General features: G+C 72.7%; 24 protein-coding genes. 10 read left to right on the top strand and 14 right to left on the bottom strand.

The genetic code is table 11. From position 1 onward, the window contains the following. Positions 1–79: 79 nt before the first annotated feature. Positions 80–1,321, bottom strand: coding sequence for a CpaE/TadZ family protein (locus tag AC3RJ7_RS10915; RefSeq protein WP_491455859.1), 1,242 nt, complete (start codon positions 1,319–1,321; stop codon positions 80–82). A gap of 1 nt (position 1,322) precedes the next feature. Beyond that, a complete protein-coding gene (locus AC3RJ7_RS10910; protein WP_491455858.1) occupies positions 1,323–1,940 on the bottom strand; it encodes a CpaB family protein in 618 nt (205 codons plus the stop codon). A gap of 133 nt (positions 1,941–2,073) precedes the next feature. On the opposite strand from AC3RJ7_RS10910, the gene AC3RJ7_RS10905 reads away from it, so the two are divergent. Then, entirely contained in the window at positions 2,074–2,367 is a 294-nt protein-coding gene (locus AC3RJ7_RS10905; RefSeq protein ID WP_491455857.1) for a helix-turn-helix domain-containing protein, read from the top strand. 70 nt (positions 2,368–2,437) lie between these two features. On the opposite strand, the gene AC3RJ7_RS10900 is transcribed toward AC3RJ7_RS10905, so the two are convergent. Then, positions 2,438–3,037: a hypothetical protein gene (locus AC3RJ7_RS10900; RefSeq protein ID WP_491455856.1), complete on the bottom strand. Its 600-nt coding sequence runs from the start codon at positions 3,035–3,037 to the stop codon at positions 2,438–2,440. A 184-nt stretch (positions 3,038–3,221) separates the two neighbouring features. Here AC3RJ7_RS10900 and AC3RJ7_RS10895 point away from each other — a divergent pair, with 184 nt between their 5' ends. Further along, on the top strand, positions 3,222–3,668 hold the full coding sequence (locus AC3RJ7_RS10895; RefSeq protein WP_491455855.1) for an Rv3235 family protein: 447 nt from the start codon (positions 3,222–3,224) through the stop codon (positions 3,666–3,668). Positions 3,669–3,677: 9 nt separating this feature from the next. Here the strand turns inward: AC3RJ7_RS10895 and AC3RJ7_RS10890 are convergent, their stop codons facing one another. From AC3RJ7_RS10890 to mtrA, 7 genes are all read right to left on the bottom strand, one after another. Further along, positions 3,678–5,120, bottom strand: a complete 1,443-nt coding sequence (locus AC3RJ7_RS10890) for a carboxylesterase/lipase family protein (RefSeq protein ID WP_491455854.1) — start codon at positions 5,118–5,120, stop codon at positions 3,678–3,680. Positions 5,121–5,127: 7 nt separating this feature from the next. After that, complete coding sequence (gene secA, locus AC3RJ7_RS10885) at positions 5,128–7,923, bottom strand: preprotein translocase subunit SecA (protein WP_491455853.1); 2,796 nt, start codon at positions 7,921–7,923, stop codon at positions 5,128–5,130. Between the two features lie 196 nt (positions 7,924–8,119). Then, on the bottom strand, positions 8,120–8,824 hold the full coding sequence (hpf, locus tag AC3RJ7_RS10880) for a ribosome hibernation-promoting factor, HPF/YfiA family (protein WP_491455852.1): 705 nt from the start codon (positions 8,822–8,824) through the stop codon (positions 8,120–8,122). Positions 8,825–8,914: 90 nt separating this feature from the next. After that, positions 8,915–9,646 carry a ComF family protein gene (locus AC3RJ7_RS10875; protein ID WP_491455851.1) on the bottom strand — a complete coding sequence of 244 codons (732 nt, stop codon included), beginning with the start codon at positions 9,644–9,646 and terminating at the stop codon, positions 8,915–8,917. 96 nt (positions 9,647–9,742) lie between these two features. Continuing rightward, entirely contained in the window at positions 9,743–11,446 is a 1,704-nt protein-coding gene (locus AC3RJ7_RS10870; protein WP_491455850.1) for an LpqB family beta-propeller domain-containing protein, read from the bottom strand. After that, positions 11,439–13,109, bottom strand: coding sequence for an MtrAB system histidine kinase MtrB (mtrB, locus tag AC3RJ7_RS10865; RefSeq protein ID WP_491455849.1), 1,671 nt, complete (start codon positions 13,107–13,109; stop codon positions 11,439–11,441). The genes AC3RJ7_RS10870 and mtrB overlap by 8 nt, the downstream gene beginning before the upstream one ends. Before the next feature lie 16 nt (positions 13,110–13,125). Then, the gene (gene mtrA / locus AC3RJ7_RS10860; RefSeq protein ID WP_491455848.1) at positions 13,126–13,806 is read right to left on the bottom strand and encodes an MtrAB system response regulator MtrA; all 681 of its coding nucleotides are present in this window, start codon (positions 13,804–13,806) and stop codon (positions 13,126–13,128) included. A 125-nt stretch (positions 13,807–13,931) separates the two neighbouring features. Here mtrA and AC3RJ7_RS10855 point away from each other — a divergent pair, with 125 nt between their 5' ends. The 6 genes from AC3RJ7_RS10855 (at position 13,932) to AC3RJ7_RS10830 (ending at position 20,699) form a co-directional block, all read left to right on the top strand. Next, a complete protein-coding gene (locus AC3RJ7_RS10855; protein WP_491455847.1) occupies positions 13,932–15,371 on the top strand; it encodes a DUF7847 domain-containing protein in 1,440 nt (479 codons plus the stop codon). A gap of 2 nt (positions 15,372–15,373) precedes the next feature. Further along, positions 15,374–16,024, top strand: coding sequence for a DUF4129 domain-containing protein (locus tag AC3RJ7_RS10850; protein WP_491455846.1), 651 nt, complete (start codon positions 15,374–15,376; stop codon positions 16,022–16,024). After that, positions 16,021–17,307: a DUF4350 domain-containing protein gene (locus tag AC3RJ7_RS10845; RefSeq protein WP_491455845.1), complete on the top strand. Its 1,287-nt coding sequence runs from the start codon at positions 16,021–16,023 to the stop codon at positions 17,305–17,307. Before AC3RJ7_RS10850 ends, AC3RJ7_RS10845 begins: the two co-directional genes overlap by 4 nt. Before the next feature lie 110 nt (positions 17,308–17,417). After that, entirely contained in the window at positions 17,418–18,401 is a 984-nt protein-coding gene (locus AC3RJ7_RS10840) for an AAA family ATPase (RefSeq protein WP_491456162.1), read from the top strand. A 31-nt stretch (positions 18,402–18,432) separates the two neighbouring features. Continuing rightward, positions 18,433–19,770: a DUF58 domain-containing protein gene (locus AC3RJ7_RS10835; protein WP_491455844.1), complete on the top strand. Its 1,338-nt coding sequence runs from the start codon at positions 18,433–18,435 to the stop codon at positions 19,768–19,770. Between the two features lie 170 nt (positions 19,771–19,940). Continuing rightward, positions 19,941–20,699 (top strand): aquaporin, encoded by a 759-nt coding sequence (locus AC3RJ7_RS10830; protein ID WP_491455843.1) that lies wholly within the window; start codon positions 19,941–19,943, stop codon positions 20,697–20,699. A 207-nt stretch (positions 20,700–20,906) separates the two neighbouring features. Here the strand turns inward: AC3RJ7_RS10830 and AC3RJ7_RS10825 are convergent, their stop codons facing one another. Continuing rightward, on the bottom strand, positions 20,907–21,905 hold the full coding sequence (locus AC3RJ7_RS10825) for a stage II sporulation protein M (RefSeq protein WP_491455842.1): 999 nt from the start codon (positions 21,903–21,905) through the stop codon (positions 20,907–20,909). Between the two features lie 17 nt (positions 21,906–21,922). On the opposite strand from AC3RJ7_RS10825, the gene AC3RJ7_RS10820 reads away from it, so the two are divergent. Next, the gene (locus AC3RJ7_RS10820) at positions 21,923–22,783 is read left to right on the top strand and encodes an RDD family protein (RefSeq protein WP_491455841.1); all 861 of its coding nucleotides are present in this window, start codon (positions 21,923–21,925) and stop codon (positions 22,781–22,783) included. A gap of 81 nt (positions 22,784–22,864) precedes the next feature. Here the strand turns inward: AC3RJ7_RS10820 and ahcY are convergent, their stop codons facing one another. Genes ahcY through AC3RJ7_RS10805 form a run of 3 tightly spaced genes read right to left on the bottom strand, consistent with a single transcriptional unit; the run spans position 22,865 to position 26,053 of the window. Then, entirely contained in the window at positions 22,865–24,346 is a 1,482-nt protein-coding gene (gene ahcY / locus AC3RJ7_RS10815) for an adenosylhomocysteinase (RefSeq protein ID WP_491455840.1), read from the bottom strand. Between the two features lie 58 nt (positions 24,347–24,404). Further along, positions 24,405–25,841 carry a phosphomannomutase/phosphoglucomutase gene (locus AC3RJ7_RS10810; protein WP_491455839.1) on the bottom strand — a complete coding sequence of 479 codons (1,437 nt, stop codon included), beginning with the start codon at positions 25,839–25,841 and terminating at the stop codon, positions 24,405–24,407. Beyond that, positions 25,838–26,053, bottom strand: a complete 216-nt coding sequence (locus AC3RJ7_RS10805; RefSeq protein ID WP_491455838.1) for a DUF3499 family protein — start codon at positions 26,051–26,053, stop codon at positions 25,838–25,840. The genes AC3RJ7_RS10810 and AC3RJ7_RS10805 overlap by 4 nt, the downstream gene beginning before the upstream one ends. 150 nt (positions 26,054–26,203) lie before the next feature. Here AC3RJ7_RS10805 and AC3RJ7_RS10800 point away from each other — a divergent pair, with 150 nt between their 5' ends. Then, a complete protein-coding gene (locus tag AC3RJ7_RS10800; protein WP_491455837.1) occupies positions 26,204–26,539 on the top strand; it encodes a hypothetical protein in 336 nt (111 codons plus the stop codon). Positions 26,540–26,556 lie beyond the last annotated feature (17 nt).

Genomic DNA, 26,556 nt, shown 5'->3' with positions numbered 1-26,556 from the left:
ACGCAGCCCGGAAGCGACGCCGGCGCGACCCGATGCGGGGCGATCCCCGACGGGGACGACGCCGTGCGGCGCGACCGGCTCAGCCGACCTCGATCCGGCGGAGCAGCGGAAGCCCGAAACCGCGCCGACGCGGCTCGGGCTCGGGCAGGAGGGTGCGGAGCACGTAGTCGCGAAGGGCGGACCGCAGCGGGGCCCGAGCCGCGGCGTCCCGCAGCGTGCGCGCCCCGAGGATCGCGGCGTCGGCCGCCCGGCCGTCGTGAGGCAGCAGCGCGGCCGCCTCGATGCCGGCGAACCGGCGCAGCGTCTGGCGCACCTGGGCATGCGCGTCGATGCCCAGCGCGCTCTGCCTGACGCGGTTGACGATCACGTCGACGCGATCGTGATCGACGAGCGACACGAGCTCGCCGTGACCGCGCAGCAGCCGTGAGAGCCCGACCGGATCGGCCAGCCCGACGGCGATGACGCGGTCGGCCGCCTCGAGCGCGGCGAAGGTCGCGGCGTTCCGCCGCGGCGCGAACTGGTCGCTGGTGAGCTCTTCGTCGCGTTCGAGGCTGAAGCCGGTGTCGATCACGAGGAACTCGAAGTGCTCCCGCATCACCGTGAGCGCCGAGCCGACTCGCTCGTGCGCGAGTTCGGGCCAGCGGTTCGGTCCGACGAGTCCCGAGTAGACGTCGAACGCCGCGCGCGGGGAGCTGTACCGCTGCGCGACGCGCTCGAGCTCCGCACGGTCGAGCGAGCCGGCACCTGCCAAGCGGCATGCCGACGCGAAGCCCGGCGTCTCGTCGAGCAGGCCGAGTGCCGGTGCCACCGCCCCGCCGTACGGATCGGCGTCGATGAGCGCGACCCGATGGCCGGCCCCCGCGAGCTCGGCGGCGACGTTGACGGCGACGGTCGTGCGACCGGGCGCTCCGGCCGGGCCCCACACCGCGATCACCGCGCCCTCGGTTCGCGCCGGCGTGCTGCCGTCGAGCCGCGACGGGAGCGTCACGACGCCGGACAGCAGCGACTCGATCTCGACCCAGCCGTCGTCCCGTCCGGCGATCTCGTGCACGCCGAGCGCGACCGCGAGTGCGCGTTCGGCGTCGTCGCCCGCGACCGCGACGAGCCGGATGCCGCGATCGTCGCAGGCGCTCAACAGCTCGGCGCTCAACGTGCCGCGGCCGGCGCCGACGAGCACGGCCTCGGGCGCGAGCACGTCGAGGCTGTCGACGAGGTCGCGCCGGCCGACGAGCCGCGCGACGACGGTGTGGCCGTGCTCGACGAGGTCGGCGAGCAGGCGGTTCTCGGTCGCCGCATCGAGCGCGAGGGCGATCCTCGCCATCTCAGTCGCCCGCCCCGGCGGCGACGAGATCGATCGCGTCACCGGTGGCGAGCGCCTCGAGCACGGCGGCCACGCGGTCGGCGGGCACGAGCACCTCGACCGAGGTGCCGCCCGTGGAGACCATGCCCTCGTCTTCGATGATCCCGGCGATCTCGGCGCCGGCGACGAGTACCTTGGGCGCCTCGAAGCCGCCGCGCCCGGTCGCGCTCGCCGCCCACACGTCGACCCGCGAACCGGCGTCGAGCCCGCTCGCGAGTGCGCCGCGACTCTGCAGCACGACGACCGAGAGCCCGGTGCGATCGGAGCGGCCGACGGCCGCCGCCGGGACCAGCTCGCCCTCGCGGACGGTGCTCGTCACGACGAGCCCGTCATCGGTCTCGTCGACGCGGAGGTACCCGCCCTCGGCGGCGCCCAGCCTGACCGATTCGACGTCGAGTCGATCGAGTTCGAGGGCGGTGCCCGGGGTGAGCGTCTCGCGGGCGACGTAGACGTCGACCGTGTCGTCGAGCCCGTCGACGAGTGCCCAGACTCCGACGGTCGAGCCCACCACGAGCACGAGGCCGATGAGCAGCCTCGGATCGAGTCGGACGGCCCCGCGTTCACGGCTGCGACCGGTCATCTGGTCACGTCTCCTCTCCACGACGCGCACGCGCCGGCCTCCATCGTCGCCCGAACCGTGAAGAACGTCCCGAAGTTATCCACAACGGCTCCGGCACGACCCCGGCCCGCCGCGACGGGTCGATAATCGAGACATGCCCTCACCAGGTTCGGGCGGCGAGATCGGCCGCTTCCTCACGATCGCCGACGCGGCAGAGATCCTCGCCGTCGACGTGGCGGCCGTCGATGCGCTCATCCGCAGCGGCGAGCTGCCGGCGATCCGTGTGGGCAGCTCGGGTCCGTGGCGCATCGAGCGGGCCCAGCTCGAGGTGTGGATCGAACTGCAGTACGAAGAGACCCGCGTCGACGTCGCGTGGAACGAGGGCGAGTTCGCGAACATCACCGAGCTCTCAGGAGTGCGCACCACGCCGATCCGTCCGGTCGACTGACCGGCCGGTCGCCGCGCACGAGCTCCGCCGTCGCCGCGCAGCGGCGAGGCGGGAGCGCTCCGCGGTCGTCTCAGCCGAAGCGCACGAGCAGCAGGCGCGCGAGCGGCACGATGCGGTAGCCGTGCACCTCGCGTTCGCGCCGAGGCGAGCCGGGCTCGTGCAACGCGAGGTCGAGATGATCGCGGGCGACCCGGTCGATCGTGCCGTGCGCCATGCCGTCGACCGTGGTCAGCTGCACGGCCGTGCGGCGCCGCGAGAGGTCGCGCAGCACGAACGGCAACCCGATGCGCTCGGCGAGCCGCACGGATGACTCCGGCACGCCGACGAGGCTGTGCTCGAGCTGTTCGCGCCCCGGCAGCACCGCCGCGATCGCCGAGAACGGCACGACGACCTGCTCGGCCGGTCGCCCGTGGTGCCGCGTCTCCGCGCTCAGCCAGTCCCGGCCGAACGCGAGCGGCCGGAGGGCGAAGACGCCGCCGCCCTGCAGCTCAATGCGGACGACCGCCTCGTCGCCCGGCCCGGTACGACGCGCGAGCGCCGCGATGCGGTCGCGGAGGGTCAGCCGGCCGAGCCGCAGCCGCTCCTCCTCGAGCTCGAGGGCGCGCTGCTCGTCGAGGTGCTCGCGGTCGAGTTGAGACTCGAGGTCGGCGAACAGCTGGTCCCAGCGCATACCGCGACGGTACCCCGATGCATCGCGGCGGGTCCGAAGTTCTCCACAGTCGGAGAATTCTCTTGACACCTTCGGCCGGCGTGCTTACATTCGCTTCAGGAATCACCGGTGTCCCCCGAGTGGGGGTGATTTCCCATCGCGATGCTGCGAGGCTCGCGCGACCGCCAGCCCTACTGGAGCGAAGATGACCGTACGCGACGCCGCCGCCCGAACGACGGCCGTGCAGGGCGCAGCAGCCCGCCACCTCGACGACGACGAGTATTTCGCGCGCCAGCCCGCTCGCCGCGACGAGCTTCCCGATCCCGAGCAGTTGCTGCGCAACCTCACGCACTGCGTCATCGAGGCGCTGGCCGGCGCCCGCGACCTCGAGCAGCTGGCGCGCTGGGTCACCGACGACGTCTACCGGAACCTCTCGAAGCGCGTCGTCCTGGCCGCGCGTGCGCGCCGGGTCAAGGGGCAGTCCGCGCAGCGCCCGGCGTTCTCCGTCGGCCGCGTGCATGTCTGCGAGCCGGCCGACGGGGTCGTCGAGGCGGTCGTCATGGTGCACCAGCGGGCACGTTCGCGCGCCGTCGCGATCCGCCTCGAGGGTCTCGACCAGCGGTGGCGCGCGAGCGCCATCGGCGTGCTGTAGCGCGTCGGCTCAGTCCCAGGCCGCGCGCTCGTCCTCCCGCGGTGCGAGGACGGTGCGGGTCTCGGTGTCGAACGTTCGCACCGGCCGTTCGGCGTTCCACGCCTCCCAGCCGGGGTCGCCGTCACGGCAGAACGCGACCCACGCGGCATGCATCTCGCGGGCGAGCGACTCGGGCGCCGCTCCGCCCGTGAGCGAGCGCGCGTCGGGCGCGTCGAGACGGTCGAACACCGCGGGCAGCTCCATGCAGTGCGCCGCACCGAGCTCGAGCCGCGGGCTCCGCCAGGCGAATTCGTACACCCAGGTCGCAGCGCCACGCGCGAGCCGCGCGTCGGCGAGGCGGTTGATCGGCAGCCGCAGGAGGAGGTCGGTCGCGAGCACGCCGAACAGATCGCCCCGACCGATGCCGGGGCGGTTCCGCCGATACACGCGCATCGTTCGGGATCGGATGCGGAACGCGAGCCGGGCGGCGAGGAGATGCCCGCGGCCGATCCGCGAGACGAGTCCCGTCGGCTGCAGCCAGAGCCGGGCCTCCTCCGCAGTGCACCCGACGAGCATCGGCACTCCGTCGGCCGACCCGGCAGCCAGCGCCTGCTCGGGATCGGGCAGGCCGTCGCCGATCGCGATCGCGAATCCGGGCCCGCCGGTGACGGGCGTCGTGCCCGCGGTCACACGCTGCTGCGCCGCGACGAGCTCGGCCGGTGCGACCGCGGCGAAGGCCGAGCGGGTGGCCGGGATGCCGAGGTCCTTCGCGATGAGTCGCGTGATGCGGGCGGCCTTCTCCCGCGGACGAGCCGCGAGCGGTCCGCTCTGCAGGATCGCCCGGTCGACGAGGCCGGATGCCGTGGGGTGGGCGAGCACCGCGGCGATGAGCGAGGCGCCCGCCGACTGGCCGGCGACCGTGATTCGGGCGGGATCGCCGCCGAACGCCGCGATCTCGCGGCGCACCCAGCGGAGCGCGGCGATGACGTCGAGGAGGCCCGGATCGAGCGGCGCCCCCTCGAGCACCGAGAAGCCCTCCGAGCCGAGACGGTAGTTCACCGAGACGAAGACGAGGCCGTCGCGCGCGAACGGCGTTCCGTCGTAGGTGTCGAGCGCGTTCGCACCGCGCGAGAGTGCGCCGCCGTGGACCCAGACCATCACCGGCCGGGAGGACTCGCCCTCGGCGACGGGCGAATCGGGCGCCCAGACATTGAGGTTCAGGATCTCATCGCCGGGAACCTCGACCGACGGCAGCACCTGCTCCAGACCGCCGCCGTAGGGTGCCTGCGGCGCCGTCGCGCCCGGCGCCGAGGCATCCCGCTCGCCGGCCCAACCCGGATGCGGCGCTGGTGCGGCGAACCGGCCGTCGCCGAACGGAGCGGCCGCGTACGGCACGCCGAGGAAGCGCGCGACCCCGCCGGAGCGGGTGCCGCGCAGCTTCCCCGAGGAGACGACGGCGCGCGGTTCGGTCATGCCGCGCTCAGCGGCCCTTGCGCTCCTGCGCGCGACGCTCGGCGCGGTTCTGCGGCGCCTCGCCGCCCGAACGCTGGCCGAACGCCCCGCGCTCGCCGCCCTCGACCGCCTGCTGCGGCGACTGGCTCTCGGCGACGGCGCGACGGGCGCGCTGCGTCGCCGCCTGCTGCACCTGGCCGCGCTGGTTGCGCACCTCGACGCCGCCCGAGTCGCTCGGCGCGGTGTAGCTGAGCTTCTCATCGGGCGTCGTCTCGCGGGCGAGTCCCTTCGCCTCGATCGTCGTGGCCGCCCCGGCGCCCGCCTGCGGAGCCACCTCGACCTCGAGGTTGAACAGGAAGCCAACGGTCTCTTCGCGGATGGAGCCCATCATCTGCTGGAACATCGCGTAGCCCTCGCGCTGGTACTCGACCAGCGGGTCGCGCTGCGCCATCGCACGCAGGCCGATGCCGTCCTTCAGGTAGTCCATCTCGTAGAGGTGGTCGCGCCAGCGGCGGTCGATCACCGAGAGCACGACGCGACGCTCAAGCTCGCGCATCGCGGGGCTGCCGAGCTGCTGCTCACGGCGCTGGTAGGCGAGCTTCGCGTCGGAGATGATCTCGCGACGCACGAACTCGCGGTTCACGCGCCCCTTCTCGCCGGCCTCGGCGACGACCTCGTCGATCGTGATTCCGATCGGGTAGAGGGTCTTGAGCTCGGCCCACAGCGCGTCGAAGTCCCACTCGTCGGGGTTGCCGTCGGCGGTGTGCTGGTCGAGCACCTCGTCGATGACGTCGTCGAGGAACTTCTGGGTGCGCTCGTGCAGGTCGTCGCCCTCGAGGATGTGTCGGCGGTCGGAGTAGATCGCCTCGCGCTGGCGGTTCAGCACGTCGTCGTACTTGAGGACGTTCTTGCGGATCTCGGCGTTGCGCGCCTCGACCTGCGACTGCGCCGACCGGATCGCGCGGGTGACGACCTTCGACTCGATCGCGACGTCGTCGGGCACACCGCGGGACATGAGGCTCTCGGCGGCACCCGCGTTGAACAGGCGCATGAGGTCGTCGGTGAGCGACAGGTAGAACCGGCTCTCGCCCGGGTCGCCCTGACGGCCCGAGCGACCGCGGAGCTGGTTGTCGATGCGGCGCGATTCGTGCCGTTCGGTGCCGAGCACGTAGAGTCCGCCGGCGGCGAGCACCTTCTCGGCCTCGACCGCGACCTCGGCCTTGACGGCCTCGAACACCTCGTCCCAGGCGGCCTCGTACTCGTCGGGCGTCTCAGCGGGCGACAGGCCGCGCTCGTGCAGCTGCTGCACGGCGATGAACTCGGCGTTGCCGCCGAGCATGATGTCGGTGCCGCGGCCCGCCATGTTCGTCGCGACGGTGACCGCACCGAGCCGGCCGGCCTGCGAGACGATCGCCGCCTCGCGAGCGTGGTTCTTGGCGTTCAGCACCTCGTGCCGTACGCCCTTCTTCGCGAGCAGGCGCGAGAGGTACTCGCTCTTCTCGACGCTCGTCGTGCCGACGAGCACCGGCTGGCCCTTCTTGTGGCGGTCGACGATGTCCTCCACGACCTGCGCGAACTTCGCCTCCTCGTTCTTGTAGACGAGGTCGGGCTGGTCGATCCGCACCATCGGCTTGTTCGTCGGGATCGGCACGACGCCGAGCTTGTAGGTCGACATGAACTCGGCCGCCTCGGTCTCGGCGGTGCCGGTCATGCCCGAGAGCTTGTCGTAGAGGCGGAAGTAGTTCTGCAGCGTCACGGTCGCGAGGGTCTGGTTCTCGGCCTTGACCTGCACCCCCTCCTTCGCCTCGATCGCCTGGTGGATGCCCTCGTTGTAGCGACGTCCCACGAGGATGCGGCCCGTGTGCTCGTCGACGATGAGCACCTCGCCGTTCATGACCACGTAGTCCTTGTCGCGCTTGAAGAGCGCGTTGGCCTTGATCGAGTTGTTGAGGAAGGAGATGAGCGGCGTGTTCGCCGACTCGTAGAGGTTGTCGATGCCCAGGTAGTCTTCGACCTTCTCGATGCCGGGCTCGAGCACGCCGACCGTGCGCTTCTTCTCGTCGACCTCGAAGTCCTCACCGGGGACGAGTCGATCGGCCAGGCGCGCGAACTCGGCGAACCAGCGGTTCGCCTCCCCCGAGGCCGGGCCCGAGATGATGAGGGGGGTGCGCGCCTCGTCGATGAGGATCGAGTCGACCTCGTCGACGATCGCGAAGTGGTGGCCGCGCTGCACCATGTCGGACGCCTGCCACGCCATGTTGTCGCGCAGGTAGTCGAAGCCGAACTCGTTGTTCGTGCCGTAGGTGATGTCGGCGGCGTACTGCTCGCGGCGGACCTGCGGCGTCTGCCCTGCGACGATGCACCCGGTCGTCATGCCGAGGGCGCGGAAAACACGGCCCATCAGCTCCGACTGGTAGCTCGCGAGGAAGTCGTTCACGGTGATCACGTGCACGCCGCGGCTCGTGAGCGCGTTGAGGTACGCGGCCGTCGTCGCGACGAGGGTCTTGCCCTCACCGGTCTTCATCTCGGCGATGTTGCCGAGGTGGAGGGCTGCGCCGCCCATGAGCTGCACGTCGAAGTGGCGGAGGCCGAGCGTGCGGCGGGAGGCCTCGCGGACGGCCGCGAAGGCCTCGGGCAGCAGGTCGTCGAGCGACTCGCCGCTCGCGTACCGCTCGCGGAGTTCCACCGTCTCGTGCTTCAGCTCGTCGTCGCTGAGGGCCAGGAAGCCCTCTTCGAGCGCGTTGATCGCCGCCGCGTAGTTCTCGAGCCGCTTGAGGGTTCGACCCTCGCCGACGCGGAGGACCTTTTCAAGAATCGAAGCCACGAATGTTCTCTCTCCCGTACTTCATGGGCGCTGCCTTCATGGGCGCTGCGTCATCGGGCGTGGCCTCGGGTGGCCTCGGCGCCCGTGACCGCCTGTGCAGCGGCCATCATAGCCATGCTAGTGGGCCGCCACCTGAGCGACCCCGCCACCGCATCGCCGGATGCGGTGGCGGGGTCGCCGATGGGCCGGGTCGCGCTCAGGACGCGACGGACGCCCGTCCCTTCGCCACGGGGGTGTCGATCGCACCCTCGCTGTTCTCGTCGAGGCCGATGACGCCGTAGTCCCAGCCCTTGCGGCGGTAGACCACGCTCGGCCGGTTCGTCTCCGAGTCCATGAAGAGGTAGAAGTCGTGGCCGACGAGTTCCATGAAGTAGAGCGCCTCGTCGACGGTCATGGGTGTCGACGCGAACACCTTGCGCCGGATCACCACCGGCGTGTAGACCTCGTCGTCGCCCATCTCGTCGGTCGTCTCGACGACCGGGATGCTGCCGGTGCGCACCTGTTCCAGCACGTCGACGCCCGCGGCCTGCACGCCGACGCCGGAGAAGCCGTCTTCGGCCGCCTCACGGAGCGAGGTGTGCCGGTGGTTGCCGCCTCGATGCACTTTGCGGCGATCCTTCGCGCGGCGGATGCGTTCGAGCAATCGGCCCAGTGCGACGTCGAACGCCGCGTACTTGTCGGTGCCGTCGGCCTCGGCCCGGACGACGGGCCCCTTGCCGAAGAGGGTGAGCTCGACCCGGTCGAGTCCGGGGTTGCCGTTCTTCTCGTTGTGGCGGCTGAGCTTCACGTCGAGGGAGATGGCCCGGTCGGTCAGATGCGTGACCTTCTCGGACTTCTCCGTCGCATAGGCGCGGAATCGGTCCGTGATCCCCAGGTTTCGTCCGACGATGTTCAGTTCCATGACGACCTCCGTTCACCGGCGTGTCACCCGGTTCTGAAGGGTGGATCGACCACGCCTGTCCTGCCACCGTAGCCCGCCCGACCGGCAATGTCACGGAGTGTTTCCATCGAGTTCGCCGAGAGCGAGAACATGCCGCAGCGGGGTCTCCGCGAGCACGGCCGAACCGACGATCGAAGCGCCCGCCGACCGCAGCGCACGGGCGGCCTCGGCGAGCGTCGCCCCGGTCGTCACGACGTCGTCGACGAGCAGGAAGCGGCGCCCGGCGAGGGCGCCGACCGCCGTGAGCCCGCCCGCGGCGTTCGCGCGTCTCGCCGCCGCGCCGAGCGCGGCCTGGTCGGCGCGCTCCCTCGTGAGCGCGAGCACCCGGGCCGGCCGCAGGCCGCACCGTGCGAGCATGAGCCCGACCGGGGCGTAGCCGCGTTGACGCATCGCCCGGCGGGTCGACGGCACGACGGCGATCTCGATCGGGGCCGCGCGGGCCGCGTCCGACGCACGGGCGACCCCCTCGAGCGTCGCCGAGATCGCTCCGCCGAGCGCTGCGCCGAGCACCGGTGCCGCATCGGTGCGACCGCCGTCCTTGAACGCCCCGATCGCCCTCGCCGCGACGCCCGAGTACTCGAGCGCGGCCTGCACGGCGAACCGCCCGTCGGGTCCGTCCCGATGGACGGTGCGCGGGGCGCCCGCGAGTGCGGCTCGGCACTCGCCGCACACCGCGCGGTCGGCTCGCCCGCAGCCGGCGCAGGAGACGGGGACGAGCACGCCGATCGCGTCGAGCGCAGCGGCCGCGGCGACATCGGCCAAGCGGCGGAGGCGGGCCGTCATGCCGCCAGCCTGTCGTCGGCGACGATGCGCTCGTGCGATCGAAGCGAGTGGCGTGACGAACCGGATCCGTCAGCCCGCTGGGGAGGACGGGTCGGCTCAGTCGGGCATCTGCACGGACACGAAGCCGATGCCGGTCGCCCGTACCTGCCAGGCGACGCCGCTCGGCACCTCCAGCGCGCCGTCGGCGGTCAGCACGCGCAGGCTGCGCTCGCCGTTGCTCGCGTCCAGCATCCGTCCGTCGACCGGGCCGGCCGTCGTGTCGGGCACCCCGCCGAGCTCCTGGATCACCAGCCGGGTGTCGCCGCCGGGCAGTTCGACGAGCGCGGCGACGCGGTTCGCGTCGAGCCACGCGACGTCCAACGGCGTGCCGGAGAGGCTCGAGAGGCGCAGCGCGACCTCGCCGAGCCGCACGGGGTTGCCGGCGGCGTCGCGCTCGATCGACGCCGCCGCGAACCTGGCACGGGTGCCGTCGCCGAGCAGCGCGATGAGCCGGGTGCCGTCTCGCGACACCTCGAGCGCGGCGATCGTCGACCCCGCCCAGGGCACGGGGATCGGCACGGCGTCCTCCCCCGGCGGGTAGGCGAAGAGCTCGCCGGGCGCAGTCGACGGCACCGACCAGACGACTCCCTGCGGGTCGATGGCCGGATCGATGAGCCCCTGCCTCGGATCGATCACATCGGCCTCCTCGCCCGACCGGACGATCGAGACGCCGGCCTGGTTGCGCACGGCGACGGCGCTGCCCCCGGGCCCGACCGCGGCGCCCTCCGGGGCGATGCCCTCGACCTGCGGCGAGATTCCGGGGATCGGCTCGATCTCGTCGCTCGACGAGGAGAGGTGGCCGAAGCTCGTGCCGTCGTAGACGACGGGGCGCGGGTCGACCGTCGGGTTCTGCAGGGGCGGGTCGGCGAGGGGCGGCGGATCCTGGGGGGCGCCGTCGATCGACAGCGCGACGCTGTCGACATCGCGCACCTGGCCGACGAGGCTCTCGTCGAGCTGCTCCTGCATGCGCTGCACGCTGCGGGTGTCGTCGAACTGGGCGCCCGAGAGGTCGACGCTCGCGGTGCCGTTCGTGATCGGCACCGAGCTCTGCTCGAGCGCCGTGCCCTCGGGGAATGCCGTCTTCACCCCGGGGGCCAGCCACTCGGCCGGCCCGGCGAGCAGCGCCCGGACCACGTTCGTCTGCACGGCGTCGCTGCGCGCGAACCAGCGCAGGTCGGGCACGAGGTAGCGGTCGTCGAGCGAGTAGAAGTACAGCTCGTAGGCGCGGTACACCTCGCTGAACGTGAGCTCGTCGATCAGGAGCCCCTGCGGCGCCTCGGCGATGCGCCACTCGCCCTCGACCGTGACGAGGCGGTACGCCAGGGTCGCGTCGGCCGTCGACTCGGGCAGCTCGTACTGCCCCGTCGCCGTGAGGGCCGCGGCCGGCGACGCGGCCACGGTGACCTGGGCCTCGGTCGCGTCGTCGGCGACGTCGGGGGCGTCGATCGCCCGGTCGGCGCGCACGTCGATCGTGGCGCCGGCATCGGGGTTCCACTCCGACTCGAACTCCTCGGTCAGGTACTGCCCGGCCGCCGCGTAGTTGTTGCGCGGGCTCGCCGCAGCCTCGATGAACCCCTGCACGATCTCCTCGGGCGAGTCGCCCGGCTGCGGGGGGCGCACGAACGTGTCCAACTCGAGCGACTCCTCGATCGGGTCGGGATTGCCGACGCCGACGGGACCCGAGGTCGGCAGGGCGACGCACCCCGTCAGCAGGGTCGCGACGAGCACCACGAGGGATGTCGCGAGCGGTCGTCTACGCATCGGGCCGGCCCCCCTCCGAGGCATCCAGGTCGATGGCCGTGACGACGCCCGTGGGCGGCGGCCCCGCCGCGTCGACGTCGTCGGGTTCGAGCGGCAACGGCGAGGTGACGGCCTCGACGTCGCGGGTGCGAGGCAGGGTGAGTCGGAAGACGCTGCCGACCCCCGGCTTCGACCACACGTCGAGCATGCCGCCGTGGGCGACGGCGTCCTCGAGGGAGATCGCGAGGCCGAGCCCCGTACCGCCGATCGTGCGGGTGCGGCTCGGGTCGGCGCGCCAGAACCGGTCGAACACCCGCGCGCTCTCCTCCTCGGTCATGCCGAGACCGTAGTCGCGCACCGAGAGCGCGATCGCCGACGCGTTGCTGTCGACCGCGACCACGATCGGGCCGCCCTCGCCGTGCTCGATCGCGTTGCCGAGCAGGTTGCGCACGATGCGGCGGATGCGGCGCGGGTCGACCTCCGCGTCGAGGTGCCCGCCCGGGGCGACCAGGCGCAGCTCCGAGCCGTGCTCGCGAGCGAGCTCGTGCATCGACTCGATCGCGTCGCCCGCGAGGTGGACGAGGTTGGTCGGCTCGGTCGCGAGCTCGACCGAGCCGGCGTCGTACCGGCTGATCTCGAGCAGGTCGGCGAGCAGGGTCTCGAACCGGTCGGTCTGGGTGTGGAGGAGCTCGACGGTGCGCGAGGTTGGACCCGCGAAGTCGTCGCGCTGCCCGTAGAGCACGTCGCCGGCCAGGCGGATCGTCGTGAGCGGCGTGCGCAGTTCGTGCGAGACGTCGGAGACGAACCGCTGCTGCATGACCGAGAGCTCCGCGAGCTCCCTGATGCGCGCCTGCAGGCTGTCGGCCATGCCGTTGAACGAGGCGGCGAGCGTCGCCAGTTCGTCTTCGCCCTTCGAGGGCATGCGCACCCCGAGGTCGCCCGCGGCGAGCCTGCGGCTCGTCGTGGCGGCGGTGCGGATCGGCTCGATCACCCAGCGAACGACGAGAAGCGTGATCGCACTGAGCAGGGCGAGCAGCGCGATCGCCCCGATCACGCCGACCGTCTGCATGAACGCGAGCGTCTGCTGGGCGCCCGCGAAGTTGTAGCCGATGTAGAGGGCGTAGCGGCCGGCCTGGGGCACGGTGATGGTCGACCCGACGACGACCCCGGGGTCTTCACCACCCGTCTCGTTGCTGAACGCGACCGACTGCCAGAACTGCCCCTCGGGATTGTCGGCGACCCGCTGCTGCAGCTCCTCCGTGATCACGCTCGTCAGTGCCCGGTTGCCGCGGTCCGGCGGGGCCACGCGGTTCGGCTCCTCGTCGACCCGGAAGTACGCGATCGCGTTCGATCCCGACACCGACGTGACCGTGCGGACGGTCGAGCTCATGAGCGCCTGCAGCGACGCGGGATCGCTCGCGTCGGAGGCGTTGAGGATCTGCTGCGCGGCGGTCGTCGCGCTGTTCGAGGCGTCGAGCGCCTCGTCGAGCTGGTTCTGGAAGAGGCCCGACGCGACGCTGAACGAGATGTAGAGGCCGATCACGAAGATCGCGAGCGATGAGAGCGCCAGGGTGATCGCGACCGTGCGGAACTGCAGCGACCGTCGCCAGAGCGCCGCGAGCCGCCTCGGCTGCTCGCGCCACGAGCCGGCGAATGCCACCGCCGGGGCCTCGGCCTGCGTCATCCGCCCGTCGCCGGCCTCAGGTCGTCGCGCCGGCGCGGTAGCCGACGCCGCGGACCGTCATCACGATGCGCGGGTTGTCGGGGTCGTGCTCGACCTTGGCGCGCAGCCGCTGCACGTGCACGTTGACGAGACGCGTGTCGGCCTTGTAGTGGTAGCCCCAGACCTGCTCGAGCAGCATCTCGCGGGTGAACACCTGCTGCGGCTTCGACGCGAGGGTGAGCAGCAGGTCGAACTCGAGCGGAGTGAGGTTGATGCGGGCGTCGCCCCTGCGGACCTCGTGCCCCGCCGCGTCGATGACGAGGTCGCCGATCGGCAGGGTCGCCGACGCCGTCTCGGGCGCAGGGCGCAGGCGGGTGCGGATGCGCGCCACGAGCTCCTTCGGGTTGAAGGGCTTGATCATGTAGTCGTCGGCGCCCGTCTCGAGGCCCTTGACGACGTCGGCCGTGTCGCTCTTGGCGGTGAGCATGATGATCGGCGTGCCCGACTCGGCGCGGATGCGTCCGCACACCTCGATGCCGTCCATGCCGGGGAGCATGAGGTCGAGGAGCACCAGGTCGGGCTTGTGCTCGCGGAACGCCGCGAGCGCGCCGGCGCCGTCGGCGCAGAAGACGGGCTCGAAGCCCTCGGTGCGCAGCACGATGCCGATCATCTCGGCGAGGGCGGTGTCGTCGTCGACGACGAGTACGCGTGGAGTCATCCCGTTCGTTCCTGTCAGGAGCCGATCGCTCGGCGGAATCCGGTGCCCACCAGCGTAACGGGTCGGGCGTGCCGCACGGCCGAATGTGCAAGCATGGGGACACCCGCCGGAAGGAGCGCGTAGACGTGTCGGACCAGGACTGGCAGGCGCCCGGTGGCGCGAACGGCACCCCGACGGCGGGACCGCCGACCGGCGCGCCGCCCGCAGGGGGCCGTCCCGGGCCCGCGCCGGTGCCCCCGGCTGCGTATCCGCCGCCCGTCGCGCCCCCGAACGCCTACCCGCCGCCCGTCGCGCCGCCGGCGGCCTACCCGCCGCCCGTCGCCTACCCGCCTCCCGCGTACCCGGCTCCTGGGCAGGTCCCGGCCCCGGCGGCGTACGCCGTCCCCGGCGGGTACCCTCCGCCGGCCGGGTACGCACCGGCCGCCGGCGGGTACCCGCCCCCGGCACCGGGGTGGGCGCCGCCGCCGAAGCCCGGTCTGCTCCCCCTGCGCCCGCTCGGGTTCGGCACGCTGCTGTGGGCACCGTTCCAGACACTGCGCCGCAACCCGGCCGCGACCTTCGGCTCCGGCCTCATCGTGCAACTGGTCACGATGGTCGCGACCCTCGCCGTGTTCGTGCCCTTCATGGTCTTCGTCTTCAGCCGGGTCGACAGCGCCGAGAGCGCCGAAGACGCCGACGCACTCGCCGCCGGCGCCCTCGGCGGGCTCCTCCTGCTCATGCTCGTGCCGATCGCGATCACCCTCGTCGCGAGCGCGTTCCTGCAGGGCGTGATGGTCGTCGAGGTCGCGAGCGGCACGGTCGGCGAGCGCCTCGCGTTCGGCGCGCTGTGGCGACGCGCGGCGCGCCGGTTCGGGCCGCTGCTCGGCTGGACGGCGATCGTCACCGGCGCGCTGCTCGCGGCCGTGATCGGTTTCGTCGCGGTGATCGCCCTCGCCGCCGTCGCCGGCACGGCGGTCGCGGGCGGTCCGAGCGGAGCGGTCGCCGCGGTCGTCATCAGCCTCGTCGGCGGCTTCGGGTTCCTCGTGCTCGCCGCGTGGCTCACGACGAAGCTCGCCGTCGTGCCGAGCGCGATCGTGCTCGAACGGGCCGGCATCGCCGAGGCGGTCCGGCGGTCCTGGCGGCTGACGAGCGGCTACTTCTGGCGGACGTTCGGCACGCTGCTGCTCGTCGCGGTCATCCTCTACTTCGCGAGCCAGGTGATCTCCCAGCCGGTCGCCCTGCTCGGCACCGTACTCGCCGGGATCGTCGACCCGACCGGATCCGGCGCGTCGACCGGCATCATGATCGCGACCGTCGTCGTCTCGATCGTGCTCACGATCGTGATCAGTGCGATCACCGCCGTCGTGCAGGCCGCCCTGGTCGCGGTCATCTACATCGACCTGCGAATGCGCCGCGAGGGACTCGACCTCTCGCTCGCCCGCCACGTCGAGGAACGCGCCGCCGGGCGCCCCGTCGGCGATCCGTACGCCCGGCCCGCGGACACGGACACGTCGTACCCCGCTGCGATGCACGACGACGGCCCCGTGCCCGATGCGTCGGCCGGCGACACCCGGGCGCCGCGCTGATCGTGTTCGTCGCCACTCCGCTCGATCCCGACGCGCCCGAGGCGCGCCGGTGGCTCGAGGACGAGCTCCTGAAGCCCGAATACCAGAACGCGAAGCCCACGGCGTTCGACCTCGCCATGCAGGCGATCCGCGACTGGATCGCCGAGCTCCTGAGCGGCGCCGGCGGGGTCCCCGGCCCGATCGTCGGGCTCATCGTCGTGCTCGTCGTGGTCGCACTCGTCGTCGTCGCGTTCCTCGTCTTCGGCGCCCCGCGACTCAGGCGCGCCCGCCGCACGACGCTGCCGCTCTTCGACGACCACGACGTGCGAGACCTCGCGGAGATCCGGCGCGCGGCCGAGGCGGCGGCGACCGCGGGCGACTGGCCGCTCGCCATCGAGGAGCGCTTCCGAGCGCTCGTGCGCGGCATCGTCGACCGCGACCTCGTGCAGGTGCATCCCGGCACCACGGCCCGGGCGTTCGCGGATGCCTCGGCACGTCCCTTCCCGGACGAGGCGGCCGAGCTCGCCGCGGCGGCCGCGGCCTTCGACGAGGTGCGCTACTCGGGCGGCACGGGCGACGCCGTGATCTACGGCGACCTCACCCGGCTCGAGCAGCGCATCGCCGGCGCCCGGCCGGCCGGGGCCGTCGACGTCGCCGCGGAGACCGCCCGATGAGCGGGCACACGGCACCGGCGGTCGACGAGATGGCCGATTCATCGCGCGCACGCCCCGGCGACGGCGATCCCGCCCGTGCGGAGGCGGCGGCCCCCGTGCTCACACCGACGATCCGGGCGACGCTGCGACGCCGGCGCATCTGGATCGCCTTCGCGGCGCTCGTCGTGATCGGCGTGCTCGCGATACTGCTCATCCAGGGCACCGCCGGCGGCGCGGGGCCGCGGCTCGGCGCCGCCAACCCGGCGCCCGAGGGTTCGAAGGCCCTCGTCGAGGTGCTGCGCGGGCACGGCGTCGCGACGACGCCGGTCGACGCCTACGACGCGGCGCTCGAGGCGGCGAAGTCCGGTTCGACGGTGCTCGTGTACGACGAGTACGGCATGCTCGCCGCCGAGGACTGGTCGAAGCTCGCGATGTTCGCGGACCGGCTCGTCGTCGTCGCCCCCGACTTCCGGGCGCTCGAGGCGATCGCCCCGGGCGTGCGCCTCGCCGGCGACGCGAGCGGGCCGATCGACGACGTCGCGTGCGACCTGCCGGTCGCAGAGCGGGCCGGGTCGCTCTCGAGCGACCAGCGCCTGCTCACGGTCGACGACGACGCCGCGTCCGCCGGATGGATGGGCTGCTTCCGAGACGGAGAATACGGCTACGCGCTCGTGACGGGCGACGGCCGCGGCGGCGAGATCGCCCTCGTGGCCTCGGCGACCGCCTTCGAGAACGGGCGGATCACCGAGCACGGCAACGCGGCCCTCGCGATCGGCCTGACCGGAGCGGCCGACCGCCTGGCCTGGTACCTGCCCGGACCCGCCGACGCCGACCCCGCCGACGCGCCGACGCTCGCCGAGCTCACACCCGGCTGGGTGTCGCCCGTGCTCGCCCTCGCGCTCGTCGTCACGATCGTCGTGGGCGTCTGGCGCGGTCGCCGGTTCGGACCGCTCGTCGTCGAGAACCTTCCCGTGCACGTCCCGTCCGGCGAGACGAGCGAGGGTCGCGCGCGGATGTACGCGCGGAACGCGGCACGCGCCCACGCCCTCGACCAGCTGCGCATCGGCACGATCCGCCGCCTCGCGCACGCGCTGCGGCTGCCGGCGTCGATCGACGTCGCGCGGCTCGCCGACGCCGCGGCCGCCGCGACCGGGCGCGATCCGGTCGCGGTGCGGGTGCTGCTCGTCGACGCTCGACCCGACGGCGACGCCGAGCTCGTGCGACTCGCGGGCGAACTCGGCGACCTCGAAGACGACGTGCGTGCGACACTCGCACCCGAGACCCGACCAGGAAGGCGACCATGACCGACCCGATCGCGAATGCCCCGATGCCGAACGACGCGGCGGCACCGCCCGCCGTGCCGCCGGCCGCGCCTCCGCCCGTCGCCCGCGCCGCGGCGGTGCCGTCCGCGGCGATGCCGTCCGCGGCGAGCGCGCCGAACCCGCCCGACGCAGAACTGCGCGCCGCCCTCAATCGCGTCCGCAGCGAGGTCGGCAAGGCCGTGGTCGGTCAGGACGGCGCGGTCACCGGCCTCATCATCGCCCTCCTCACGCGGGGGCACGTCCTGCTCGAGGGTGTGCCGGGTGTCGCGAAGACCCTCCTCGTCCGCACCCTCAGCCGGACGCTGAAGCTCGAGACCCGGCGCCTGCAGTTCACGCCCGACCTCATGCCGGGCGACGTGACGGGCTCCCTCGCGTACGACCCGCGCACGGGCGAGTTCGCGTTCCGCGAAGGGCCGGTGTTCACCAACATCCTGCTCGCCGACGAGATCAACCGGACGCCGCCGAAGACCCAGTCGGCCCTGCTCGAGGCGATGGAGGAGCGTCAGGTCTCGGCCGACGGCGTCACCCGGCCCCTGCCGGACCCGTTCATGGTCGCCGCGACCCAGAACCCGATCGAGTACGAGGGCACCTATGCGCTGCCCGAGGCCCAGCTCGACCGCTTCCTCCTCAAGCTCGTCCTCGACGTGCCGGAACGCGACGCCGAGATCTCGCTGCTCCGCCGTCACGCCGACGGGTTCGACCCGCACGACCTCGCCGCGGCCGGCGTCGAGCCGGTGCTCGGCGCCGCCGAGCTCGCCCGAGCCCGGGCGGCCGCGGCCGCGGTGCGCGTCTCCGACGACGTGCTCGCCTACGTCGTCGACCTCGCCCGCGCGACGCGTCGCAGCCCGTCGATGCGACTCGGCGTGAGCCCGCGCGGCACGACCGGTCTCCTCGCCGCGGCGAAGGCGTGGGCCTGGCTCACCGGCCATGACTCGCTGACGCCCGACCACCTGCAGGCGATGCTGCTGCCCGTGTGGCGGCACCGGGTGCAGCTGCGCCCCGAGGCCGAACTCGAGGGCGTCTCCGTCGACCAGGTGCTGCGGGGCATCGTGCAGCAGGTGCAGGTGCCGCTCTGAGCACGACCCCGAATCCGTTGGAGGAGCCGCGATGGCGCTGACCGGCCGCTTCGCCCTCGTCGTCGCCCTCGGGGTGATCCCCGTGGTCGTCGCGGGGTTCGCCGGCGCGGCCGAGGCCTGGGTCGCGCTCGTCGGCTGGCTGCTCGTCGCCGTCGGCGCCGGAGCGGTCGACCTCTCGATCGCCGCTTCCCCGCGTCGGGTCTCGTTCTCCCGGGAACTTCCCGAGCGGGTGCGGCTCGGCGAACCCGTCGAATCGGTGCTCACCGTGCAGAACCTCGGCGGCCGGCGGATGCGCGCCGTCGTGCGCGACGGATGGGAGCCGTCGGCGGGCGTCCGGGGTGCCAACCGAACCCGCCTCGACCTGCCGCCCGGCGAGCGGCGCCGCATGACCCTGCATCTCGTGCCCTCGCGGCGCGGCGATCGGCGCACCGAGCAGGTGACGATCCGGTCGGCGGGTCCGCTCGGGTTGTGGGCGCGGCAGGCGACGCTCGCCGCGCCGGGCAGGGTGCGCGTGCTGCCCCCGTTCCACTCCCGCGTGCACCTGCCCTCGAGGCTCACCCGTCTTCGCGAACTCGACGGGCGGACGCCCCTGCTCATCCGCGGGCAGGGCACCGAGTTCGACTCGATCCGCGAGTACGTCCGCGGCGACGACGTGCGTTCGATCGACTGGCGTGCGACGGCGCGCCACATCGACCCCGAAGTGCCGGGCAACGCCCGGCTCATGGTCCGCACGTGGCGCCCCGAGCGCGACCGGCGGATCGTGATCGTCGCCGACACCTCGCGCACCGCCGCCGCGAGGATCGCCGACGAGCCGCGACTCGACACCGCGTACGAGGCATCCCTGCTGCTCGCCGCCCTCGCGACGCACGCCGGAGATCGCGTCGACTTCCTCGCGACCGATCGCCGGCTGCGCGGGCGTGTGCACGGTGCGACGGGACCCGAGCTGCTCGCGCGCATGGTCGACACGATGGCCGGCATCGACGCCGAACTGCTCGAGGCGGACTGGTCGATCGTGCCAGGACTCGTGCGCCAGGTCACGAGCCGGCGGGCGCTCGTCGTGCTGCTCACGGCCGCCGACTCCCCCGGCAGCGCGCGCGGCCTGCTCTCGATGCTGCCGCAGCTCACCGCGCGGCACACGGTCATCGTCGCCTCGGTCGCCGACCCGGCGCTCCTCGAGGCCGGCGTCGTGCGCGACGACCTCGATGCGGTGTACCGGGCCGCCGCCGCCCAGCGCGGACTCGACGACGGCGAGCGGGTCGCCGCCGCCGTCCGCCGGCTCGGCGGCCAGACCGTGTCGGCATCGCCGCAGGGGCTCCCGCCGGCCCTCGCCGACCGCTACCTCGACCTGAAGGCGTCCGGGCAGCTCTGAGCCGGTGTCGCCCGGCGTCGCACACCGACACGTTTCGAGACATTCGCGCGAGGTTCACGCGCCCGCGTGCCGGCGGTCGCTACGCTCTGGAAGGCGCCGTCGAGGCCGTGCGCCGAGTCTCCCGACCGTTCGAACCCATGATTCCGGTCCCCCCAATGAAAGGCAGTCACATGTCCGACACCGCACCCGCATCCGCACCGACGACCGCTCCCGCGGTCGCGACGCCGTCGACCGGCCAGAAGCTCACAGCCGAACTGCTCGGCACGTTCATCCTCGTCTTCGGCGTCATCGGCGCCGCGATCTTCTCGTCGGCCGGCACCGGCCTGCTCGGCGTCGCCTTCGCGCTCGGCCTCGCGGTGCTCGTCGGCATCTACGCCTTCGGCCCGATCTCGGGCGGCCACTTCAACCCGGCCGTCACGCTCGGCCTCGCGATCGCCGGCCGCTTCGCCTGGAAGGACACCCTCGGCTACATCGTCGCGCAGGTCGTCGGCGGCATCCTCGGCTCGGTCGTGCTGCTCGGCATCCTCTCCACCGGACCGAAGTTCGACATGGCGATCTTCCAGAGCGTGTCGACCGGCTACGACGAGCTCTCGCCCGGCGGATTCGGCCTCGTGTCGTTCTTCATCGCCGAGATCGTCGCGACCGCCGTGTTCCTGTTCGTGATCCTCGGCGTCACCTCGGCCGGCCGCGCCGCCTCGAACCTCGCCCCGCTCGCGATCGGCCTCACCCTCACGGTGCTCGTGCTCGTCGCCGGCAACGTGTCGAACGGCTCGTTCAACCCGGCCCGCTCGATCGCGACCGCGGTCTTCGGCGGCCCGCTCGCGCTCAGCCAGCTCTGGGCGTCGATCGTCGCGCCCATCGTCGGCGCGCTCCTCGCCGGTGTGATCTACAAGGCGCTCTTCGACCGCCCGGCGCGTCTCGCCGCGTAGTCGCTCCGTTCCCGCGAAGGCGGATGCCGCGAGGCATCCGCCTTCGTCGTACCCGGGCGCGCGCGGCCGGGACGGTTCCCGCTCACCGGGACGCGGGGTCGGGCGGGAGGACGAAGGGTGCGCCACGGCGCCGGGGTGCGCCCGGCGCGCGACGGCGCCGGTGGCGTGCGCCGGTCGCGCCGCGCGTCGGCGCCGCGACCGGCCCGGTCAGCCCGCGACGATCCGGGTCGCCCCCGCGTCGAACTCGGCGAGGTCGCCCGTCGCGCCCGCCCGCCATGCGCGACGGCCGACGACGAGCATGTAGAAGAGGAGTGCGGCCAGGGCGAGGGCGCCGATGCCGATCTTGACGGCCCACGGCCAGGGCGCCGGCGTCACGAATCCCTCGATGAGCCCCGCGACGAAGAGGAAGAACACGAGCCCGATCGCGACCGCGAACAGCGCCCGCGCATCCTCGGCGAGCGCGACGCCGCGCGGCCTCGGGCCCGGCGCGACCCACGCCCAGAAGATGCGCAGGCCCGCCGCCGCCGCGATGAAGACGCACGTGAGCTCGAGCAGGCCGTGCGGCGCGATGTAGAGGAAGAACGTGTCGCCCTCCCCGTACGTGAACATGACGGCCGCGTTGACGCCGAGGTTCTGCGCGTTCTGCATGATCACCCAGGGCACCCAGACGCCGAGGATGCCGAACGCGACGCACTGCGCGGCGATCCAGGCGTTGTTCGTCCACACCGACCCGGCGAACGACCCCGCAGGGTTCTCGGAGTAGTACGCGACGAACCCCTCCTCCGCGATCTGGCGCAGCTCGCGCTCGGAGCCGATCGACGCGAGCACCCGAGGGTCGCCCATGATCCACCACGCGTACAGCGCCGCGATGACGAACGTCGCGAGCGCGACCGCGAGCGTCAGCCACCGCAGCCGGTAGAGCGCGGCCGGAAGGTCGACGCCGACGAACCGGGTGAGCCGGCGCAGCGCGTTCTCGGGCGCCGCGGTGAATCGCAGTCGCGCCTTCGAGAGGGTCAGCGAGAGTCGGTCGCCGAGGGCGGTCGATCCGGCGGTCGACTTCACGAGCGACAGGTCGGATGCCGCGGCCTGGTACCGCTCGATGAGCTCGTCGGTCTCGGGGCCGGTCAGGCGCCGTGGACTGCGCGCGAGCGCGTCGAGTCGCTGCCAGTCGTCGTGGCGTGCGGCGGCGAGGGCTTCGAGGTCCATCTGCTTGAATACTACCCATGGCCTCTCCGACCGGCACGGCACCACAGGGGGCCGCCTTCGTGCGGGTCGGCCGCTTCGAGGACGACGGCGTGCTCACCGGCGAAGCGGTCTCGCTCGACGTCCGCCCCGCGAGCGTGCTCATGCGCGCCGGCGGCGCGGCGATCGACGTGCTCGTCAGCATCGCGCTGCTCCTCGGCCTGCTCTGGCTCCTCGCGAGCCTCGGCGTCGACGAGGCGGCCCTGCGCGCCGCGATGATCGCCGGCATCGTGACCGTGCTCGTGATCGTGCCGACGGCGGTCGAGACGGCAGCGCACGGCCGATCGCTCGGCAAGCTCGCCCTCGGCCTCCGGGTCGTCCGCGACGACGGCGGTGCGAGCGGATTCCGCCATGCGTTCATCCGCGCCCTCGTCGGGGTCGTCGAGATCTACATGACGTTCGGCGGGCTGGCGCTCCTCGTCGGGTTCCTGAACCCGTCGTCGAAGCGGCTCGGCGACATCCTCGCAGGCACGCACTCCCAGGTCGAACGGGTGCCCGCTCCCCCGTCGACGGCGTTCGGGGTGCCGGTGCCGCTCGCCGCATGGGCGACGACGGCCGACGTCGCCCGGCTGCCCGACCCCCTCGCGCGCCGCGTCGCCGCCTTCTTCGCGAACGTCGAGCATCTCGTTCCCGAGAGCCGTGCGCGCGTCGCCGCCTCGCTCGCCGCCGAGGTCGCGCCGTACGTCTCGCCGGTGCCGGCCGCACCGCCCGAGCTCTTCCTCGCCGGCGTCGCGGCCCTGCGGCGCGAGCGCGACGCCGCAGCGCTCGAGCTCGAACGCGCGCGCATCGACGCGCTCGCGCCGGTGCTCACGTCACGGCCGACGGGGTTCCCCGAGCGCTGACGCCGGCGACGAGGCATCCACCCCGCCGACCGTGACGCGATGGGCGGCGAGCGCCTCATGGCGCCCGCCCGTCCGCGCGGCTCAGTAGCGGTAGTGGTCGACCTTGTACGGCCCCTCGACCGGCACGCCGATGTAGGCGGCCTGCTCGGGGCTCAGCGTCGTGAGCTGCACGCCGAGCGAGTCGAGGTGGAGGCGAGCGACCTTCTCGTCGAGGTGCTTCGGCAGCACGTAGACGCCCGTCGGGTAGGCCTCGGGGCGGGTCCACAGCTCGATCTGGGCGAGCACCTGGTTCGCGAAGGAGTTCGACATGACGAACGAGGGATGCCCGGTCGCGTTGCCGAGGTTCATGAGGCGACCCTCGCTCAGCACGAGGATCGACCGGCCCGTCGGCAGGCGCCACTCGTGCACCTGCGGCTTGATCTCGACCTTCTCGGCGCCCGCGAGCGCCTCGAGCGCGGCCATGTCGATCTCGTTGTCGAAGTGACCGACGTTCGCGACGATCGCGAGATGCTTCATCGCGAGCATGTGCTCGAGGCGGATGACGTCCTTGTTGCCGGTGCAGGTGACGAAGATGTCGACGTCGCCGACCACGTCGTCGACGCGGGCGACCTGGTAGCCGTCCATCGCGGCCTGCAGGGCGCAGATCGGGTCGACCTCGCTCACGATGACGCGGGCGCCCTGGCCGCGCAGTGCCTCGGCCGCGCCCTTGCCGACGTCGCCGTAGCCGACGACGAACGCGACCTTGCCGCCCATGAGCACGTCGGTGGCGCGGTTGAGCCCGTCGGGCAGCGAGTGGCGGATGCCGTACTTGTTGTCGAACTTCGACTTCGTCACCGAGTCGTTGACATTGATCGCCGGGAACAGCAGCTCGCCCGCGGCGTGCAGTTCGTAGAGGCGGTGCACGCCGGTCGTGGTCTCCTCCGTGACGCCCTTGAGCTCCGCGGCGATGCGGGTCCAGCGGTCGGGGGTGAGCTCGAGCGAGCGGCGGAGCGTCTCGAGGACGACCCGGTACTCGGCGCTGTCGTCGGCGGATGCCTCGGGCACGGCGCCCGCGGCCTCGAAGTCGCGGCCGCGGTGCACGAGGAGCGTGGCGTCACCGCCGTCGTCGAGGATCATGTTGGGGCCGATCCAGTCGGCGCCGGCCGCCGTCGCCTCGGCGCTCCAGTCGAAGATGCGGTCGGTGCACCACCAGTACTCGTCGAGCGTCTCGCCCTTCCAGGCGAACACCGGCACGCCCTGGGGCTCGTCGACCGTGCCCTCGGGGCCGACGACGACCGCGGCGGCGGCCTCGTCCTGCGTGGAGAAGATGTTGCAGCTCGCCCAGCGCACCTGCGCGCCGAGGGCGACGAGCGTCTCGATGAGCACGGCCGTCTGCACGGTCATGTGCAGGCTGCCGGCGATGCGGGCGCCCGCGAGCGGCTTCGACGCGCCGAACTCGGCGCGCAGCGCCATGAGGCCCGGCATCTCGTTCTCGGCGAGCCGCAGCTGGTGCCGCCCCGCCTCAGCGAGCGAGAGGTCGGCGACCTTGAACGGGAGGGCGATGGTGGCGGGCTCGATGCTCATGCCGACCATTCTCGCAGGCCCGCGCGCCCGTGACCTCGCGCGGCCGCCTGTCGCTCGCCTACACCGCGCGGATGAGCGCGAGCACCTCGTCGCGGACGGCGGCCATGGTCGGTTCGTCTTCACCCTCGACGTTGAGGCGCAGCAGCGGCTCGGTGTTGGAGGGACGCACGTTGAACCACCAGAACGGCTCGTCGCCCGCGGTGACGCCGGTGACGGTCAGGCCGTCGAGCTCGTCGAACTCGCCGCGACCCGTGAACGCCTCGACGACGCGCGTGTAGGCGGACGGCACGTCGTCGACCACCGAGTTGATCTCGCCCGAGAGCGAGTACGGCGTGAACCGGGCGGCCAGCTCGGAGAGCGGGACCGCCTGGCCGCCGAACTCGGCGAGCACGTGCATCGCCGCGAGCATGCCGTTGTCGGCGCCCCAGAAGTCGCGGAAGTAGTAGTGGGCAGAGTGCTCGCCGCCGAACACGGCGCCCGTCGCCTTCATCTGGTCCTTGATGAGCGAGTGCCCGACGCGCGTGCGCACCGGATTCGCGCCCGCCGCCTCGATCGTCTCGGGCACGAAGCGCGACGTGATGAGGTTGTGGATGACGTTGACGTCGGTCTCGCCGGCCGCCGTGACGCGCGCGATCTCGCGGAGGGCCACGATGGCCGCGACGGCCGACGGGCTCACGGCGCCGCCCTGCTCGTCGACGACGAAGCAGCGGTCGGCGTCGCCGTCGAACGCGAGGCCGAGGTCGGCACCGTGCTCGACGACCGCGCGCTGCAGGTCGACGAGATTCGCCGGCTCGAGCGGGTTCGCCTCGTGGTTCGGGAAGGTGCCGTCGAGCTCGAAGTACAGCGGCACGATCTCGAGCGGCAGGGCGGGAAGCCCTGCACCGTCGCCGAGCACGGCCGGCACCGTGAGCCCGCCCATGCCGTTGCCGGCGTCCACGACGATCTTCAGCGGGCGGACGCCCGACAGGTCGACGAGCGAGCGGAGGTACGCCGCGTAGTCGGCGAGCACGTCGGCGTCGGTCACGGCGCCCGTCGTCGCGGCGGCGGGGATGCCCGCCTCGAGGTAGTCGGCGGCGCGGTCGCGGATCGCGGCGAGACCGGTGTCGAGCGAGATGCCCTGCGCGCCGGCGCGCGAGAACTTGATGCCGTTGTACGCGGCGGGGTTGTGGCTCGCCGTGAACATCGCGGCCGGGGCGCCCATCGAACCGGACGCGAAGTAGCTCTCGTCGGTCGAGCACAGCCCGATCGACACGACGTCGGCGCCACGGATCGACGCGCCGGCCGCGAACGCCGCCGCGAAGGTCGGCGACGAGTCCCGCATGTCATGGCCGACGACCACCCGGCCGCCCGCCGCGCCGACCTCGTCGACGAACGCCGCTCCGAGCGCTTCGACGGTCGCCTCGGTCAGCCCCTCGCCCACGATTCCGCGGACGTCGTAGGCCTTCACGATCGATTCGAGGCGCGCACGAGCGCCCGAGGTCTCGGCGGGATTCATGCCTTGAAACCTACCTCACCGAGGGAGACGTGCCGCACGACCTGCCAGCCGACCGGGGCCGACGTGCGCTCGGCATGACGGGCGCACAGATCGTAGCCGTGCGGCTCGGGCACGACCGCGAGCGGCCCCAGCACGGCCATCGAATCGGCGTAGTCGAAGGTCAGGGTCGCGACCGCCTCGGCGGCGCATGCGGTGCGCGAACAACGTCTCATGGCAGATCAAGAGTAGCGACGACCCCCGCCATTACGATGGAGGGTATGCCCCGCTCTCGTCGTGTCGCCGAACCGCGCTCCCCGAGGCGGCTGGCCCGCGATCGTCACGGGCGGGGCATGCGCTCGCCCGTGACGGGGCCGCATCTCCCGATGCTGACGAACCGGCTCGACGAGTTCGAGCTCACGATCGCGACGACGGTGTCGTACCTCCGCGGCCTCTGGCCCGAACTCGAGGGCGTCGTCTTCGAGGTCGCCCAGGCGCCGGCCGAGGCGATCCACGACGACCACATCGACCGCTGGAAGGTGTACCACGACGAGCGGCGGATCATCTTCTTCCGCCTGCCGATCGTGCGGTTCCTGCGCCTCCAGGAGGGCGAGGACAAGGACGAGAAGCTCCTCGTCGAGAGCTGCGTGTTCCGCGCGATCGCCGATTTCCTCGGGCGCGACCCGTGGGAGCTCGCTCCGGGCCGGTACCGCCACTTCTGACGCGTACCGACCCGTGA

This window comes from Agromyces solani, from assembly GCF_058349925.1.
This window is presented reverse-complemented; position numbering and strand designations above follow the sequence as displayed.